The following is a 17,399-nucleotide window of genomic DNA, read 5'->3' as shown; positions in this document are numbered from 1 at the left end:
GGCCCGGAGGCGCCGGCGCCCGGACCCGGAGGCGCCGGCGCACGGACCCGGGAGCGTGACCGGCCTGCCGGCCGGGGCTCCCGGGTCCGCCGCGGATCAGGCCGTGTGCAGGGTCAGCCCGTAGCGGTTGAGGATCTCGTTGACCGGCTGGAACCAGGTCTCCCCGCCGCTGCCGCAGTTGCCCCAGCCGCCCGAGGTGACGCCCTGCGCCTGGTCACCGCTGAGGAACGAGCCGCCCGAGTCGCCGGGTTCCGCGCACACGCTGGTCTTCGTCATCTGGTGCACCGCGCCCTGGCTGTAGTTCACCGTCTCGTTCTTGGCCAGCACGCTGCCGCAGTGCCAGTGCGTCGTGGAGCCCGACCGGCAGATCGAGCTGCCGACCGGCGCCTCCGCCGAACCGCGCACCAGCTGGTCGGGGATGGTCCCCCAGCCGAGCACGACCGGTACGGTCCACCAGCCGCTGCCGACGTTCACCCAGGCGTAGTCGTTGTCCGGGAACGACGAGCCCTGGAAGGCGCCGACGTAGGAGCCGTCCCAGCCGCTGACCCCGGCGCCCGCCCGGCCGCAGTGCCCCGCGGTGACGAACCCGCCGTGCACCGAGAAGCCTATGGAGCAGCGGACGTTGCCCGTGTAGTACGGGTCGCCGCCGACCGTGCCCGCCGCGAAGGTCCGCGGCGCGGCGGCGACCGTCTCGACGCTGACGGGACCGGCCTCGCGGGCCCGGGAGACGAACCGGCGGACATCGTTGTCGGCGGCCCTGTCCCGGACCACCTCGACCACCAGCGTGTTGGCCTCGGGGTCGACGTGCCAGCTGCTCACCCCCCGCGGGGCGGGCAGCCGGTCCACCCGCTCCTTGGCCGCGTCGAGTTCGCGCGCGCTGTGCTCGACGGTGCGCACGGCGGCGCCGGTGGAGCGGACCGCGCGCAGCGTCGCGGGGGAGGCGTCGGAGGTGACGGCCACGGTCAGCCGCCCTTCCGTCGCGTCGAACCACGCACCGCCGTAGGACGGTCCGGCGGCGCCGCGGGCCCGCGGCTCCACAGCGGTGGCGGTGCGCTCGGCCGAGAGCCGCTCCTCGGCCTGACGCTTCGACAGACCGAGGTCGCGCTGCATCGCGGCCAGCAGCCCGGTGGAGACCGGCCGGGAGTCCGCGGCGGCCGGTGCGGGGGAGTCGTGCGCCGCCGCGGGCAGGGCGGAGCCGGTGGTCCAGCTGCCGGCCAGGAGCAGGACGGCGAGTCCGGTGTACTTGAGTCTGCGGTTTCTCAAGGGAGTTGCCCCTTCGTCGTTCCAGCAAGGTGGGGGTGGAACAACCGCGTCTGAGAGCGCTCTCGTACGGATGGATAGAGGGTAGCCATCCATTGTGGGCAGGTCCATGCCAATGGCGGAGTTGGGTTTCCCGGTGGCTCCGCGTCTCCGCGTCTCCGTGTCTCCGCGTCTCCGTGGCGTACGTCTGGGCGCCTGCACGTCTGGAGGCACGCACACCTCGGCGCACGCCGGGTCGGCGCGCGCCGAGGCGCTGGGCTGGGGTGTGCGCGGTCGGGGGGCCGGTGTCCTTGCGGTGGCCGGCCCGGTGGGGGCGCCTCAGCGGTTGCGCAGGGCGCTGGTGGCGAAGAAGCCGGTGGCGGCCGCGGTGATCAGGGCGCAGACGGCGAGGAGGACCGTACGTCGCATCGAAGTGCCTTTCCTGGTGACGGTGGTGGGGCCCTGCACAACGCCGCCCGGCCCCACGGCGCTTCGCCACCCGGCCGATGCCACCCGTACGGACGCGCCCGGAGGGGCGTGCGGAGCGCGTGCCGCCCCGGGAGCCGTCGTGCGGCACCGCCGGTCCTCGCCCTCCTCCGTCACGCCCACCGCCTTCGGGCAGGGCGTCGCCGACGTGGTGGACGGCTCGTCAACGGCCGTACGGCGGCGGGCCGTCGAGGCGGGCGGCGGGTCCGGTGTGATCCTCCTCCTTGCGGCGCCAGGGCAGTGCGATGAACATCGCATCACACGAATTTCCGAATAACTGTTATCCGAGGCTGCCTCAGAGATCTCCCTTGTCACGGACAGCAACGTTCGGCATCGACGACAGGGAAGCTGCAATGAGTACTCAGCACACGAGGGAGCCGGCGGCACTGGTGACCGCTGCCCGAAAGGGCGACCCGGCGGCACAGGACGCTCTGGTCAGCGCGTACCTTCCGCTGGTCTACAACATCGTGGGCCGGGCTCTCAACGGCTCCGTGGACGTGGACGACGTGGTCCAGGAGACGATGCTCCGCGCCCTGGACTCGCTGGCCGCGCTGCGCGACCCCGGGAGCTTCCGGTCGTGGCTGGTGGCCATCACCATGAACCAGATCCGCGCGCACTGGCAGCAACGGCAGTTCGCCCAGGGCCCCGTGGAGGAGGCCGGCGACCTGGCCGACCCGGGCGCCGACTTCGTCGATCTCACCATGGTGCGGCTTCAGTTGTCGGGGCAGCGCCAGGAGACCGCGCGCGCCACGCGCTGGCTCGAGCCCGACGACCGGAGCCTGCTGTCCCTCTGGTGGCTCGAGTGCGCCGGCGCGCTGACCCGCGCCGAGGTGGCCGAGGCCCTGGAGCTGTCCCCGCAGCACACCGCCGTGCGCGTGCAGCGCATGAAGGCGCAGCTGGAAGCCGCGCGCGTGGTCGTGCGGGCGCTCGACGCCCAGCCGCCCTGCGAGGAACTGCGGGGCGTACTGGCGAGCTGGGACGGACGGCCGTCGGCGCTGTGGCGCAAGCGAACAGCCCGGCACGCGCGCGGCTGCACGCGCTGTTCGGGCCTGTGGAGCGGGCTGTTGCCCGCGGAGGGACTGCTCGCGGGCCTGGCACTGGTGGCGGTGTCGCCCGCGCTCGCGGCCAGGATCCGCTCGGCCTGTGACCCGTCGGCCGTGGCCGTGACGGGAGCGGCCTCCCCGCTCGGCGCCGGCCACGGCCTCGGCGGCGGAGGCGCTGTCGACGGCCCCGGCGAGAGCGTCGGCGACGGCCTCGGCGGCGGCCCCGGAGCGGGCGGCGGCGTCGCGGGGACCGTTCCGTCCGGCGGCCACCGCTCACCGGGAGGGCGGACCACCGCCCGCGGCGCTGCGCGGCGCAGGCGCCGCGTCCGGCGGCGGGCGGCCGGCGCGGCGGTCGTGGCCGCCTGTGTGGCGGGTGGCGGCCTCTACTGGTTCGGCACCCGGCCGGGCGACGAACCCGGCGGGGGGACCGCGGCACGGACCGCCGACGAGGTGCTCCTGACGGATCCCGGCACGCCCGGCACGCCCGGCACCACCCCCGGGAACTCTCCGTCCCCCTCCCCGTCGGCGTCGGCGTCGGCGTCCGCCTCGGCCTCGGCCTCGGTCGGCCCCAGCGTCTCCCCGAGTCCCCGGGCGAGCAGGAACACGCCGCCGGCCACGGTGAAGGCCCCCGCACCGCGGCCTGAGGCCTCGCGCACACCGGTCGCGCGGTCGGCCCCGTCCGGCATGGCCGCACAGGTGATCGCCCTGGTCAACGAGGAGCGGGCGGCGGCCGGTTGCGGCCCGCTGACCGATGACGCGAAACTGCGGGACGCCGCGCAGGGGCACTCCGAGGACATGGCCGCCCGCGACTTCTTCGACCACACCAATCCGGACGGTGCCGACCCCGGCAAGCGCATCACCGCCGCGGGCTACCGCTGGTCCACCTACGGGGAGAACATAGCCAAGGGCCAGCAGACCGCCGAGTCGGTGATGACGTCCTGGATGAACAGCCCCGGACACCGCGCCAACATCCTCAACTGCGCCTTCAAGAACATCGGCGTGGGCATCCACGACGGAGGCGGTGGCCCCTGGTGGACGCAGAACTTCGGCGCCAAGCTGTGAGCGGACGCCGTACCGCGCCGGCTCCGGCAACGGCAGCAAGAACGCGTGCGCCAGCCTCCGGGGCTGGCTGCCCGACGGCACGTACAAGGTGGAGTTCCACCGCACGAACTTCGACGGCGACATCAACGGCTACGTCATCAAGCTGTCCGACAAGCGGTGCAGGAACAACGGCGCGAGCGGCACCAAGCGCACGGCACTCTTCGTGCACAGCGAGATGAAGCCGAACGGCGGGCAGGGCCGGATCGAGTCGGAGCGCTGGGACGGCCCGGGCGACTACTACTCCCAGGGCTGCATCAAGCTGAAGCCGGCCGACATCAAGAACCTCTTCGCCAAGGCGGGCCGCTACGGCTGGCCGAAGACCCTCACGGTCAAGTAGGCGGGCCCGGCCGCCCGCGCGACCGCGCAGCGGCACACCCCGCCACCGCTCACGCGGGCACGTCCCGCCCGGACACCCGGGCGGGACGTGCCCGCGCGCGGGTGTCCGGGGAACGTGACGGGCCCCCTGGGCCGGCCGTGGGACGGCCCAGGGGCACCGGATCAGAGCTGGCCGGAGGCCGCGATGGTGATCTTCGCGGAGGTGCTGCCGCTCTGCGAGCCGAGGCTCTCGATCTTCCGCACGAGTTCCATGCTCGCGTCGTCGGCGACCTCGCCGAACACCACGTGCTTGCCGTCCAGCCAGCCGGTCACGACCGTGGTGATGAAGAACTGCGAGCCGTTGGTGTTCGGACCGGCGTTGGCCATGGACAGCAGGCCGGGCCGGTCGTGCTTGAGGGTGAAGTTCTCGTCGGCGAACTTCTCGCCGTAGATGCTCTTGCCGCCCGTGCCGTTGCCGCGCGTGAAGTCGCCGCCCTGGAGCATGAAGGAGGGAATCACACGGTGGAAGGAGGAGCCGGCGTAGCCGAAGCCCTTCTCGCCGGTGGCCAGCGCGCGGAAGTTCTCCGCGGTCTTCGGCACGACGTCGTCGAACAGGTTGAAGGTGATGCGCCCGGCGGGCTCGTCATTGATGGTGATGTCGAAATAGACCTTGGTCGTCATGCCCCCATCCTGCACGTTCCGGCGACCGCTGCCGAATCCAGCCCCCACGTGTCGGGGAGCAAGGGCCCGCGCGGGGCGTACGCGGGGCCCCGCCGGACGCCACGGGACCACCCCGGTCGACGGGGTGCGGCAGCCGTCGCAGGGCGGCGCGACCCGTCCGGACGCGCCCGGTGTCCGGCAGGCCGTGGTGCGCCCCGGGTGCGGTTCCGGGCTGCGACGCCGACTACGACTGTCCGGCCCGCCCCGCCGACGTGCACGCGGCGGTGGACCGCGTCGCGCTGACCGGCCGCATCGGCAAGCCGCTGATCACGGTCCACGGCACCCTGGACGTCCTGCTGCCCATCACCCGGGACTCCGACGTGTACGCCGGGACGGTCCGGGAGGCGGGCCGCGGAGGCCTGCCGCGCTACTGCCGCGTCGAGGACGGCACGCACACCGACGCCCTGGTCGACGCCTTCCCCGACCGGCTGCGCCCCCTGCTGCCCTGCCACCGCTCGGCCTTCACCGCACTGGAGACCTGGCTCGCCACCGGCCACCGCCCGCCCGCGAGCCGCACCGTCGCCCGCCCCGCGGGCGCCGACCCGGCCACCCTGCTCAGGACCTGCCCGCTCGCCGGCTGACCGGTCGTCGGCCGACCGCTCGGCACGGTGTCACCGGCGGGGGAGCGGACGGGCGGAACCGGCCTTCGGCCCGGGAGGACCCGGGTCTCCTCCACCACGTGGTGGGCGGGGCCGGAGCAGCCGTGGGGCGGGGCGAGGAGCAGCCTCAGCGTGAACGGTGCGGGCGTCGCGGGCGGTGCGTCCCGCGACGGTCGCGCGGGGCGTGCGGTCCGGCCCCGGTTCAGTCGGAGGCCCCGGTTCAGTCGGAGAGGAGGGCGTCCATCTGGCCGACCGCCTGCCCGAGGCCCTCCGCCATGCCCATGGTCATCAGCTGCTCCATCTGCGCACCGGTCTCGAAGGCGGACCTGATCTCCATGCGGGTGCCGCCGTCGTGCCCGGTCAGGCGCACGCGCACGGTGGTGGTCGGCATCGTGGGGCTGGGGGTGCCGTCCGGATCGGCGAAGCCGTCGGTGAACTCCAGCGAGGTCGGCGGCGTGACCGAGGTGACGCGCCACCAGCCGCGGTGCTTGTCCCCTTCGGGGCCGGGCATGAAGTAGGTGACCTCGCCGCCGGGGGTCAGGTCGTGGTCCTCGAAGGTCGCCGGGTAGGCCGGCGGTCCCCACCAGCGCTCCAGTCGGCGGGGGTCGGCCCACAGCTGCCACACCTTCTCCACCGGGGCCGCGAAGTCGGCGGTCAGGGTGAGGGTGAGGCGGTCGAAGTCCTTGTCCACGCTGGTCACGGTCATCTCTGCGGTCCTTTCCTCGGGGCGTGCGCCCTGCCGGGTTCCTGTTGTCGCTGTCCTTCTCCTTGGGCGCGGGGTTCCGGCGCGAGCAGGGAGGACATGCGGTCCACCCTGCCCCGCCAGAGGTCCTCCAGCTCGTCGAGGGCCTGCCGCGCCCGTGCCAGGGCGGCGGGCTCGGCGTGGACGAGCTGCTCGCGTCCGCGGCGCCGTTTGGAGACCAGTCCGGCCCGCTCCAGCACCGTGACGTGCTTCTGCACCGCGGCGAAACTCATCGTGTACTCGTCGGCCAGTCGTGACACCGACAGGCCGCCGGACACGCAGCGGCGCATGATGTCCCGGCGGGTCGGGTCCGCCAGGGCGTGGAAGAGGCGGTTCAGGTCACCGTCGGCGGCTTCATCTACAACCATTTGGTTGTAGGTTAACTCCCCGGGGGTCCCGTGTGAAGCCTCCGCCCGGCGCCGCCGCCCGTCCCGCCGGGTCCCGCGGCGGAAGTCGCCCCACCGGCGAGCGTGACGAACAGGGCCGGGCGGGCGTTGAACCTCCCATGGAACATGCCCTCCCCACAGCCGTCCCGTCGACGCCGAGCGACCGTGCGAGCTCGTGGTCGCGTGCTCGTCACGACCGCGGCCCGGCGGCCGGACGGAGTCGCCGATGACCGGGCGCAGGCGTGAACACCGCTTGCAGTTCGAGGGGTTCAGCTATCTCTGCCGGGTGGCCGAGGCGCCCGATCCGGTCACCGGGCCGCTCGTCGTGATCGGCGGCATGATGCAGGACCGCGGTTCCTGGGCCAACTACGAGAAGCTGCTGCTCGGGCACGCCTCACTGGTGACCGTCGAACTCCCCGGCTTCGGCGCGGCCGACCCGCTCCCGGCCGCCCACGGCTACGACTTCCTCGCCGCCGCCCTGCGCCACCTGCTCGTCGAACTCGACCTCCGCGACGCGAACCTGCTCGGCACCTGCTACGGCGGCGCGATCGCCCTGCGCTGCGCCCAGCGGTACCCCCGGCAGGTGTCCCGGCTGCTGCTCGGCGCGATGACCGGACGGCTGCCGCAGCCGTATCTCGGCATGATCCCGCGGTGGCGGGCGATGGTCGCGGAGGGCCGGCGCGACGAACTCGCCGACAGCCTGATGGCGACGTTCGTGAAGCCGCCCGACCGCCGCATCCCGCGGCACTCGGCCGTCTGGCGGATGCTCAGCCACCAGTTCCGCACCCAGAGCGGCCAGGACCTCGCCAAGGCCTGCGACCACAACGCCCGCATGCTGCTGCACGAGTGGTACGAGCCGATCGCCCTCGACGTGCCCGCGGTGGTCTACACGGGCGAGCAGGACCACCTCACCACCCCGGCCCAGGGACGGCGGCTGGCCCGCGAACTGCGTGCCCCGTTCGCGACGTTCCGCGACGCCGACCACATGTTCACCCTGGAGCAGGACGTCGCCCACGCCGACCTCATCGTCCGGTTCTGCACCGGCGAGCCCCTGACGGACCTGCCCTACCTCAGCTTCCTGGAGCACCCCGCCGACGCGGCCGCCGTCTGACGCGCCGCCGCCTCCCGGCCCGCGCCCGTGCCGGGAGGCGGCGGACGCGCGCCGCCCCCTCGCCCTGGCGTCCGCCGCCGTGCACCGGGCGTCTAGGGTGCGGTCATGACCTCGCGCGACTACCTCTCCGACCTGTTCTCGCTGGACGGCCTGACCGCCCTGGTCACGGGCGGCAGCTCCGGCATCGGCAGGGGCATCGCCGGGGCGCTCGCGCGAGCGGGGGCGAGCGTGGTCGTCGTGGCCCGCAAGGAGCGGGAACTCGCCTCCACCGTCGACGAGTTGACGGCGGACGGCTGCCGCGCGGGATGGGTGGCCGGCGACCTGAGCACCCGCGACGGGGTGCGTACGGCGGCGGAGCTGGCGGTCGCGGTGTTCGGCGAGCCCGACATCCTCGTCAACAGCGCCGGAGTCAACCTGCGACCGCCCCTGGGCGAGCTGGACGACGACGTGTGGGACACCACGATGGCGGTGAACCTGGAGGCGCCCCACCTGCTGAGCCGGCGGTTCGGGCCCGGCATGGCCGAGCGGGGCTACGGGCGGATCATCCACGTCACCTCCCAGCAGGCACACCGGGCGTTCGCCGACAGCGGCGCCTACGGCGTCTCCAAGGGCGCGCTGGAGTCGCTGGCCCGCTCCCAGGCCGAGGCATGGTCGCCTTACGGCGTCACCTGCAACACGCTGGTGCCCGGGTTCGTCATGACGCCGCTGAACGCACGGCTGTCCTCCGACCCGGAGAAGGTGGCGGCGCTGGCCGCGCGCACGATGGTCGGCCGCAACGGGCTGGCCGAGGACTTCGCCGGGGCCGCGGTCTTCCTCGCCGGCCGCTCCTCCGGCTACGTCACCGGCCGGTCGGTCTTCGTGGACGGCGGCTTCTCCGTCCACTGAGCGTCCGGCGACGCGACCGGCTCGTTCCCGGCGGCCCCGGGGCCGCCGGCGCCGCGGCGGCACGCGACGCACGCGAAGGGCGGTCCGGCACCCGCGGGTGCCGGACCGCCCTTCCCGTGCCGGGACGTCAGTCCGTGCCGAACTCCATGGCGGCGCGGTCCAGCAGCTCGTCGTCCCCGGTGACCTCGCCGCGCGAGGCGATGGCCTCGGCGCCGCCCCGCGGCATCTCCGGCATGGTGCCGATGAGGCCGGTCGCCGCCGCCTGCGCGGCACCCATGGCCGGGCTGCCGGTGCCGATCAGACCGAGGCCGACGTACTGCTCCAGCTTGGCGCGCGAGTCGGCGATGTCCAGGTTGCGCATGGTGAGCTGACCGATCCGGTCCACCGGACCGAACGCGGAGTCCTCGGTGCGCTCCATCGACAGCTTGTCCGGGTGGTAGCTGAACGCCGGGCCCGTGGTGTCGAGGATCGAGTAGTCCTCACCGCGGCGCAGCCGCAGGGTGACCTGGCCGGTGACCGCCGAGCCGACCCACCGCTGCAGCGACTCCCGGATCATCAGCGCCTGCGGGTCCAGCCAGCGGCCCTCGTACATCAGGCGGCCCAGCCGGCGGCCCTCGGTGTGGTACTGGGCGAGGGTGTCCTCGTTGTGGATGGCGTTGACGAGGCGCTCGTACGCCGCGTGCAGCAGGGCCATGCCGGGCGCCTCGTAGATGCCGCGGCTCTTGGCCTCGATGATCCGGTTCTCGATCTGGTCCGACATGCCGAGGCCGTGCCGGCCGCCGATGGCGTTCGCCTCGATCACCAGGTCCACGGCGGAGGCGAACTCCTTGCCGTTGATCGTCACCGGGCGGCCCTGGTCGAACCCGATGGTCACGTCCTCGGTGGGGATCTCGACCGACGGGTCCCAGAACCGCACGCCCATGATCGGCTCCACGGTCTCCACGCCCGTGTCGAGGTGCTCCAGGGTCTTGGCCTCGTGGGTGGCGCCCCAGATGTTGGCGTCGGTGGAGTACGCCTTCTCCGTGCTGTCGCGGTAGGGCAGGTCGTGGGCGACCAGCCACTCCGACATCTCCTTGCGGCCGCCCAGTTCGGTCACGAAGTCCGCGTCCAGCCAGGGCTTGTAGATCCGCAGGTGCGGGTTGGCGAGGAGCCCGTACCGGTAGAACCGCTCGATGTCGTTGCCCTTGAACGTCGAGCCGTCGCCCCAGATCTGGACGTCGTCCTCGAGCATCGCCCGGACCAGCAGGGTGCCCGTGACCGCGCGGCCGAGGGGCGTCGTGTTGAAGTAGGCGCGCCCGCCGGAGCGGATGTGGAACGCCCCGCAGGTGAGTGCGGCCAGGCCCTCCTCGACCAGCGCCGCGCGGCAGTCGACGAGACGCGCGACCTCGGCGCCGTACGTCTTGGCGCGGCCGGGCACCGACGCGATGTCGGGCTCGTCGTACTGGCCGATGTCGGCGGTGTAGGTGCAGGGGACGGCGCCCTTGTCGCGCATCCACGCGACCGCGACGGACGTGTCGAGGCCGCCCGAGAAGGCGATGCCGACGCGCTCGCCGGCGGGAAGGGAGGTGAGGACCTTGGACATAGGAAGAGTATGCAGCATCTCGCATGATCATGCAAAGACGGTCGTCCGCACCGGTGCGCGGCGCCGCGCCGGACCCGTCGGTACGGCGCCGGATCAGCTCCCCGTTCCGCCGCCGGCCCCTGCTCCCGTCCCGGTGTCGGGCTCGTCGTCCCTCTCGCCCTCGGCCTGGGACGGCGTCGGGTGGTCGGGAGAAGGCGTGTCGGTCCTGTTCTCGGTGTCGGGCTCCTCGGGCTCGCCCTCGGCCTGGCTGGGGGTGTGGTCGTTCATGAGGGGCACTCCTGGATCGTGTCGTCGTCCGGGCGTGTGCGCCGGAGCGCCACGGACCGGTCGTGGCCGGGGTCGCCGGCGTGCCGCCCGGGTGCCCCGGCGGCCTCCCCGCCAATCGGCGTGACCGCACCCGGGCGCCCGGGGGAGGCACGCCGGTCTCCGTTACGGCGCGGCCCGCCGGGGGTACCGGGGACGGACGGGTGCGGCACACGGTGTCGCGGGGGCGGCCGGTACCGCGCCGACCGCCGCCGGGGCCGCCCGGGCGGCACGCCCGCACCGGTCGACGGCGCAGGGACCGCAGGGAGGCGGACATGGACGTTTCAGTGGACCGGATCGCACGGCCGTGGGGCGGCCGTACCCCCTACGGGCCGCACGAGCCGTGGCCCGTGCGCGTGGACACCCACCTGGCGGCGGGCGTCGATCCGGCGCGGGTCCAGCGATGGGTGCGGGCGGCGTCGATCCTCCACTCCGACGGCGACGCCATGGACATCGCCGTGCTGGACGGCCGCATGGTCGGCGTGCGCGGCAGGGCGGACGACCGGGTCAACCACGGACGGCTGGGGCCGAAGGACCTCTTCGGCTGGCAGGCCAACGCCTCCCCGGACCGGCTGACCACCCCGCTGATCCGCCGCGGCGGACGCCTGGTCGAGTGCGACTGGGACACCGCGCTGGACCGGATCGTCACCCGCTCGCGGGAACTGCTGGACGAACGCGGCCCGGGGTCGATCGGCTTCTACACCACCGGGCAGCTGTTCCTGGAGGAGTACTACACGCTCGCGGTGCTGGCCAGGGCGGGGATCGGCACCAACCACCTCGACGGCAACACCCGCCTGTGCACGGCGACCGCGGCCGAGGCGCTGAAGGAGTCCTTCGGCTGCGACGGGCAGCCGGGCAGCTACGACGACATCGACCACGCCGACGTCATCGCGCTGTTCGGGCACAACATCGCCGAGACCCAGCCCGTGCAGTGGATGCGGATCCTCGACCGGCTGGAGGGCACCGGCCCGCCCCGCCTGGTGTGCGTCGACCCGCGCCCCACGCAGGTGGCCCGCAGGGCGGCCGTCCACCTGGCCCCGCGCGTCGGCACGAACGTCGCCCTGCTCGACGCGCTCCTGCACGAGATCATCCGCACGGACCGCGTCGACCACGGCTTCCTCGACGCGCACACGGTCGGGTTCGAGGAACTGGCCGCCCGGGTGCAGGAGTGCACCCCCGCGTGGGCGGCCCGGATCTGCGACGTGCCGGCCGCGCGGATCGAGGAGGCCGCGGAGGTCCTCGGAACGGCCGACCGGCTGCTGTCCACGGTGCTCCAGGGCGTCTACCAGTCCCACCAGGCGACCGCCGCGGCCGTCCAGGTCAACAACCTGCACCTCGTCCGCGGCATGCTCGGCAGGCCCGGCGCCGGCGTCCTGCAGATGAACGGGCAACCCACCGCCCAGAACACCCGCGAATGCGGCGCGAACGGGGACCTGCCCGGATTCCGCAACTGGCAGAACGACAGCCACGTCGCCGACCTCGCGCGCGTGTGGAACGTCGAACCGGGCACCATCGCGCACTACGCCCCGCCCACCCACGCGATGCAGATGTTCCGCTACGCCGAACAGGGCTCGATCCGCATGCTGTGGATCAGCGGCACCAACCCGGCGGTGTCACTGCCCGAACTGGCCCGGATCCGCTCGATCCTGGAGCAGGAACGCCTTTTCGTGGTCGTACAGGACCTCTTCCCGACCGAGACGGCGCAGTTGGCCGATGTCGTCCTGCCCGCGGCGACCTGGGGCGAGAAGACCGGCACCCTCACCAACGCCGACCGCACGGTCCACCTGTCCGACAAGGCCGTCGAACCGCCCGGCCTGGCCAGGCCCGACCTGGACATCTTCCTCGCCTACGCCGCCCGCATGGACTTCCGCGACAAGGACGGCGCACCGCTCGTCACCTGGCACGACCCGGAGTCCGCGTTCGAGGCGTGGAAGCGGTGCAGCGCCGGCCGGCCGTGCGACTACACCGGCATCACCTACGACAGGCTGCGCGGCGGCAGCGGCATCCAGTGGCCCTGCAACGAACAGGCCCCCGACGGCACCGAACGCCTCTACACCGACGGGATCAGCTGGGCCCACCCCGACCTGTGCGAGAGCTACGGCAAGGACCTGGTCACCGGCGCGAGCGCCGACGCGGTCGAGTACCGCTCCCTCAACCCGGACGGGAAGGCCGTCATCAAGGCCGCCGGCTACCTGCCGCCCCACGAGATCCCCGACGACAGGTACCCGTTCCAGCTGGCCACGGGCCGCACCCTCTACCACTTCCACACCCGCACCAAGACGGCACGCGCCCCCCAGCTCGACGCGGCCGCCCCCGACGTGTGGGTGGAGGCGTCCGAGTCCGACGCGGCCCTGCTCGGGCTCGCCGAGGGCGACCTGGTGGAGGTCAGCACCCCGCGCGGCGCCCTGCGGGGCCGGCTCCGGGTGACCGGCATCCGGCCCGGCCTGCTGTTCGTCCCCTTCCACTACGGATACTGGGACACCGAGGGCGGACACGGCCCGGACGGCGACACACCCCCGCGTGCCGCGAACGAGACGACCGTCACCGACTGGGACCCCGCCTCCAAGCAGCCGCTGTTCAAGACCGCGGCCGCCGGGCTCCGGCTCGTGGCACGCGGCGACGGCGGGCCCGCCCCCGCGCCGACCACCACCGCGTCCGCCCCCGCACGCGCCGGCTCCGTACCGGCCACCACGGGCGGGGCGTCGGCCCTCGCCACCGAAGCGGGCGGCCACGGCCGTGAGGAGGACGCCGGATGAACGGCATCGCTCTCACCCTGCGCGCCCTGCACCACGGCGAGAAGCACCTCGCCGGGCAGCTGACGACGGTCGCCGAACGGCACCGCGCCGACCACGAGATCCATCACGTGGCCACCGACCTCGCCGCCTGGTCCCGCGAACACGTCCGGCGCCTGGCCGACGCGGGCCCGGCCCACGGGCTCGACCTCGGCGACTTCGCCGGGACGTCCGCGCCGGGCGTCCTGCCGACGCTCCGGGAGAAGGCCGCCGAAGCGGTGGGCCACCGCCCCGAGCCCGGTCTGCTGCTCCTGCGCGACCTGCGGCAGCTGCACCTGGACGCCACCGGGAACTCCCTCCACTGGGAGATGCTCGCCCAGGCCGCACAGGCCACCCGCGACGACGGTCTCCTCGCCCTGACAGCCGCGTGCCACCCGCAGACCCTGCGGCAGATGCGCTGGACCAACACCATGATCAAGATCCTGTCGCCCCAGATCCTGACGAGTCCGTGAGGCGGCGGCCGGGCGGCCGGGCGTCCCCTCCTCCCCGGGGAGGCTGTCAGTGGGCGGACGGCGGGGCCGCCGGTCCCCGCCCGGTAACCTGGCCCCGTGCAGGCCCCCCGTCTCCGTCGTGTCGCCGTCCTCGTTCTCGAAGGGGCGAAACCGCTGGACGTGGGCATTCCCGCGCAGGTGTTCACGACGCGGGCGAGCATGCCGTACGAGGTGCGGGTCTGCGGAGCGGCGCCGGGACTGGTGACCGGCGGCGACGGCCTCTCCTACCACGTCGCGGACGGGCTCGAGGCCCTCACCCGGGCCGACATCGTCTTCATCCCCGGCTACCGCTTCCCCGACCGCGACGACCCCCCGCCGGCCGTCGTGGACGCGCTGATCGCCGCCCACGGCCTCGGCGCCCGCCTCGCCGCCATCTCCACGGGCGCCTTCGCGCTCGCCGCCACCGGCCTCCTCGACGGCAGGCGCGCCACCACGCACTGGCACTACGCCCGGGCCCTCGCGGCCCGGTACCCGCTGGTGCGGGTCGACGAGAACGTCCTCTTCGTCGACGAGGGCAGCGTGCTGACCTCGGCCGGCGCCGCCTCCGGCATCGACCTGTGCCTGCACATCCTGCGCGGCGACCTCGGGGTGGCCGCGTCCAACCACACCGCCCGGCGCCTCGTCGCGGCCCCCTACCGCAGCGGCGGCCAGGCGCAGTACGTGCCGCGCAGCGTGCCCGAACCGCTCGGCGAGCGGTTCGCGGCCACCCGCGAATGGGCACTGCGCCGCCTCGACGCCGACCTCACCCTCACGGTGCTCGCCCGGCACGCGGCGGTCTCGCCCCGCACCTTCTCGCGGCGATTCGTCGAGGACACCGGATACACGCCCATGCAGTGGGTGATGCGCGCCCGTATCGACGCGGCCCGGGAACTGCTCGAACGGTCCGAGCGGAGCGTCGAGCAGATCGCCGCCGACGTCGGCCTCGGCACCGGCGCCAATCTGCGGACGCACTTCCAGCGCATCCTCGGCACCACCCCCAGCGAGTACCGGCGCACCTTCACCCGGGGCGAGTAGGGACCCGGCCGGGCCCCCGCACGGCTGGCGCGATCCTTTCGAACCGTGGCGATCTCGCCGCTGTCCGGGCCGCGGGCGGCGCGCGAACCTGGGGAGGCGAACGGAAGGGACACCACACATGACTCGCATCGCCATCAACGGATTCGGCCGTATCGGACGCAACGTGCTGCGTGCGCTGCTGGAACGCGACACCGACCTCGAGGTCGTCGCCGTCAACGACCTCACCGAGCCCGCCGCCCTCGCCCGGCTGCTCGCCTTCGACTCGACGTCCGGCCGCCTCGGCCGCCCGGTGAGCGCCGAGGGGGACACCCTCGTCGTCGACGGCCGCCGCATCAAGGTGCTCGCCGAGCGCGAGCCGGCCCAGCTGCCCTGGGCCGAACTGGGCGTCGACATCGTGCTGGAGGCGACCGGCCGCTTCACGTCGGCGAAGGCCGCGCGCGCCCACCTCGACGCGGGCGCGAAGAAGGTGCTCGTCAGCGCGCCCTCCGACGGCGCCGACGTCACCCTCGCGTTCGGCGTCAACACCGACACGTACGACGCGGAGCTGCACACGATCGTCTCGAACGCCTCCTGCACGACCAACGCGCTCGCGCCGCTGGCCGCGGTCCTCGACGACCTCGCGGGCATCGAGCACGGCTTCATGACCACGGTGCACGCCTACACCCAGGAGCAGAACCTCCAGGACGGCCCGCACCGCGACCCGCGCCGCGCCCGTGCCGCCGGAGTCAACATCGTGCCGACCACGACGGGCGCCGCCAAGGCGATCGGCCTGGTCCTGCCGAACCTGGAGGGCAAGCTGTCGGGCGACTCGATCCGCGTGCCCGTCCCGGTGGGCTCGATCGTCGAGCTCAACACGACCGTGGCCCGCGACGTGACCCGCGACGAGGTGCTGGCGGCCTACCGCGCCGCCGCCGAAGGCCCCCTCGCCGGGGTCCTGGAGTACTCCGAGGACGCGCTCGTGTCGGCCGACATCGTCGGCAACCCGGCCTCGTCGATCTTCGACTCGGCCCTCACCCGCGTCGACGGCCGGCACATCAAGGTCGTCGCCTGGTACGACAACGAGTGGGGCTTCTCGAACCGCGTCATCGACACGCTCGGACTGCTCGCCACCGCCGGCTGACCGGCCACGCGCGTCCCGTCCCTTCGCCGGCGCGTCCTGGCCCGCGTCACCAGCCTGTCCTCAGCAGGTGGTTGAGCAGCAGGGCCAGGACCGCCTGGGCGGCCAGCCAGGCGCGCGGACGGGGCAGGAACGCGCAGGCCGGGAGCAGCCACACCGCGAACGGCAGCCAGATGCGTTCCGTCTCCGCCTTGCTCATGCCGGACAGGTCGGCGACCAGCAGCGCCAGGAACGCGGACGCGGCCAACAGCGCCAAGCGTGCCCCGGCGCCGGGGCGGTCCGGACCGCCGGGGGCGGTGAGAGCCGCGCGCGGGTGCCGCAGCAGCACCGCACCGGCCCGTCCCAGGCCCGCCGTCGAGGCCGGCCCGACGACGAGGACGGTGCAGGCGAGGTTGGCCCACACCCAGTAGCCGTAGGGCCGTACCCCGCCCGCGCCCTGGCGGTAACGCGTCACGAGCAGGCGGTACGCCTCCCACCAGTCGAACCCGGCGAGCGTGAACAGCGCCGGCACCACCGCGAGCCCGGCGAGCAGCGGCAGGAGCAGCGGCGCCGGTCGCTTCCGGACGCGCCGCCGGACCGGCAGCAGCACCGCCGCGCCGACGACGGCGAACAGGGTGAGCCCGTAGGAGAGGTAGCAGGTCAGGCCGAACAGCAGGCCGGAACCCGCCGCCCATCCGGCCGAACGCCGGGCCGACCGGGTGGTGACGGCGAGGACCAGCAGGGTCACGGACCAGGCGGCGACGGCCGCGAAGTACGCGTCGGCCGACGTGCCCATCCACACCGCCGCCGGGGCCACCACGAGGAACGGGGCGGCCCGCCGCGCGAGTTCCTCGCCGGCCAGGGCCCGCACCGCCACCAGCACGGCCACGCAGGCCGTCGCGCCGACCGTGACGCACCAGAGGCCGGCCCAGCCCCCGCCGCCCAGACCGATCCGGTCGAGCAGCACGAAGGTGAGCGTGGCGGCCGGGGGGTGACCGGCGACGTGGGCGGGCCAGTTGTCGGGCGCGTCGAGGAGGATGTGCCCGTCGAAGCCGCGCAGCGCGGCCGGGATGTCGTGGAAGCGGTCGACGACCCGCAGGTACTCGTGGCGCGTGGTGAGCCGGCCGGCCACGCCCCGCCCCCAGCCGTCGACCAGGGCGAGCGAGAGGATCCACGCCGTCGCCGTGCCCCAGACCGCCGCGAGCAGCCCCCGCCAGGGCAGGCGGGCCGCCACGGTGGGGCCGTACGCCGTGCAGGCCACCGCCAGGACGATCGCCGCAGAAGTGCCCGGGCCCATGTGAGGCCCCCAACTCGCCAGCAGCGGGGGCCAGTCGACGAACAGGGTGTGACGGCCGCGCTGGATGTGACGGCCGATCAGCACGGCCGCCGTCACCAGCAGGACGCCCGCCCCGACGGCGTACAGGTCGAGGCGCACACTGCCGGGGCCGGGGCCGGGGTCAGGGCCGGAGCCGGGACGCGGGGTGCGGGAGCGGA

General features: G+C 73.9%; 15 protein-coding genes and 1 pseudogene. 9 read left to right on the top strand and 7 right to left on the bottom strand.

All coding sequences use genetic code 11. The features are described from left to right. Positions 1-96: 96 nt before the first annotated feature. On the bottom strand, positions 97-1,263 hold the full coding sequence (locus tag ACH4N1_RS22255; protein ID WP_398099395.1) for an alpha-lytic protease prodomain-containing protein: 1,167 nt from the start codon (positions 1,261-1,263) through the stop codon (positions 97-99). Positions 1,264-2,078: 815 nt separating this feature from the next. Here ACH4N1_RS22255 and ACH4N1_RS22250 point away from each other — a divergent pair. Then, the gene (locus tag ACH4N1_RS22250; protein ID WP_398099393.1) at positions 2,079-3,830 is read left to right on the top strand and encodes a sigma-70 family RNA polymerase sigma factor; all 1,752 of its coding nucleotides are present in this window, start codon (positions 2,079-2,081) and stop codon (positions 3,828-3,830) included. Next, a complete protein-coding gene (locus ACH4N1_RS22245) occupies positions 3,790-4,206 on the top strand; it encodes a hypothetical protein (RefSeq protein ID WP_398099391.1) in 417 nt (138 codons plus the stop codon). Before ACH4N1_RS22250 ends, ACH4N1_RS22245 begins: the two co-directional genes overlap by 41 nt. 161 nt (positions 4,207-4,367) lie before the next feature. Here ACH4N1_RS22245 and ACH4N1_RS22240 read toward each other — a convergent pair whose 3' ends face one another. Further along, entirely contained in the window at positions 4,368-4,865 is a 498-nt protein-coding gene (locus tag ACH4N1_RS22240) for a peptidylprolyl isomerase (RefSeq protein WP_363089603.1), read from the bottom strand. Between the two features lie 173 nt (positions 4,866-5,038). On the opposite strand from ACH4N1_RS22240, the pseudogene ACH4N1_RS22235 reads away from it, so the two are divergent. Further along, a pseudogene (locus ACH4N1_RS22235) lies at positions 5,039-5,485 on the top strand (3-hydroxybutyrate oligomer hydrolase family protein); the annotation flags it as partial. 238 nt (positions 5,486-5,723) lie between these two features. On the opposite strand, the gene ACH4N1_RS22230 reads toward ACH4N1_RS22235, so the two are convergent. Further along, the gene (locus ACH4N1_RS22230; RefSeq protein WP_398099389.1) at positions 5,724-6,209 is read right to left on the bottom strand and encodes an SRPBCC domain-containing protein; all 486 of its coding nucleotides are present in this window, start codon (positions 6,207-6,209) and stop codon (positions 5,724-5,726) included. Next, a complete protein-coding gene (locus ACH4N1_RS22225) occupies positions 6,206-6,613 on the bottom strand; it encodes an ArsR/SmtB family transcription factor (RefSeq protein WP_398099387.1) in 408 nt (135 codons plus the stop codon). Before ACH4N1_RS22225 ends, ACH4N1_RS22230 begins: the two co-directional genes overlap by 4 nt. 244 nt (positions 6,614-6,857) lie before the next feature. Here ACH4N1_RS22225 and ACH4N1_RS22220 point away from each other — a divergent pair, with 244 nt between their 5' ends. Together ACH4N1_RS22220 and ACH4N1_RS22215 are read left to right on the top strand one after the other, a co-directional pair. Beyond that, on the top strand, positions 6,858-7,742 hold the full coding sequence (locus ACH4N1_RS22220) for an alpha/beta fold hydrolase (RefSeq protein WP_398099386.1): 885 nt from the start codon (positions 6,858-6,860) through the stop codon (positions 7,740-7,742). 105 nt (positions 7,743-7,847) lie between these two features. After that, positions 7,848-8,627 carry an SDR family NAD(P)-dependent oxidoreductase gene (locus tag ACH4N1_RS22215; protein WP_398099385.1) on the top strand — a complete coding sequence of 260 codons (780 nt, stop codon included), beginning with the start codon at positions 7,848-7,850 and terminating at the stop codon, positions 8,625-8,627. A gap of 127 nt (positions 8,628-8,754) precedes the next feature. On the opposite strand, the gene argG is transcribed toward ACH4N1_RS22215, so the two are convergent. Both argG and ACH4N1_RS22205 read right to left on the bottom strand, forming a co-directional pair. Further along, entirely contained in the window at positions 8,755-10,209 is a 1,455-nt protein-coding gene (gene argG, locus ACH4N1_RS22210) for an argininosuccinate synthase (protein ID WP_398099384.1), read from the bottom strand. Between the two features lie 93 nt (positions 10,210-10,302). Further along, entirely contained in the window at positions 10,303-10,476 is a 174-nt protein-coding gene (locus ACH4N1_RS22205) for a hypothetical protein (RefSeq protein WP_398099383.1), read from the bottom strand. 311 nt (positions 10,477-10,787) lie between these two features. On the opposite strand from ACH4N1_RS22205, the gene ACH4N1_RS22200 reads away from it, so the two are divergent. The 4 genes from ACH4N1_RS22200 to gap all read left to right on the top strand — a co-directional run bounded on the left by ACH4N1_RS22200 (position 10,788) and on the right by gap (position 15,929). After that, complete coding sequence (locus ACH4N1_RS22200; RefSeq protein WP_398099382.1) at positions 10,788-13,268, top strand: molybdopterin oxidoreductase family protein; 2,481 nt, start codon at positions 10,788-10,790, stop codon at positions 13,266-13,268. Continuing rightward, positions 13,265-13,756: a hypothetical protein gene (locus ACH4N1_RS22195; protein WP_398099381.1), complete on the top strand. Its 492-nt coding sequence runs from the start codon at positions 13,265-13,267 to the stop codon at positions 13,754-13,756. Before ACH4N1_RS22200 ends, ACH4N1_RS22195 begins: the two co-directional genes overlap by 4 nt. Positions 13,757-13,852: 96 nt before the next feature. Next, positions 13,853-14,809 carry a GlxA family transcriptional regulator gene (locus ACH4N1_RS22190; RefSeq protein WP_398099379.1) on the top strand — a complete coding sequence of 319 codons (957 nt, stop codon included), beginning with the start codon at positions 13,853-13,855 and terminating at the stop codon, positions 14,807-14,809. A gap of 118 nt (positions 14,810-14,927) precedes the next feature. Continuing rightward, complete coding sequence (gene gap, locus ACH4N1_RS22185) at positions 14,928-15,929, top strand: type I glyceraldehyde-3-phosphate dehydrogenase (RefSeq protein ID WP_398099377.1); 1,002 nt, start codon at positions 14,928-14,930, stop codon at positions 15,927-15,929. A gap of 46 nt (positions 15,930-15,975) precedes the next feature. Here gap and ACH4N1_RS22180 read toward each other — a convergent pair whose 3' ends face one another. Then, a complete protein-coding gene (locus ACH4N1_RS22180) occupies positions 15,976-17,340 on the bottom strand; it encodes a hypothetical protein (protein WP_398099571.1) in 1,365 nt (454 codons plus the stop codon). Between the last annotated feature and the right edge of the window lie 59 nt (positions 17,341-17,399).

It is taken from the genome of Streptomyces sp. NPDC017202, from assembly GCF_044331705.1.
Taxonomy (GTDB): Bacteria; Actinomycetota; Actinomycetes; order Streptomycetales; family Streptomycetaceae; genus Streptomyces.
Note: the sequence above shows the minus strand (reverse complement) of the source record. Positions and strands in the feature narration are given on the sequence as shown.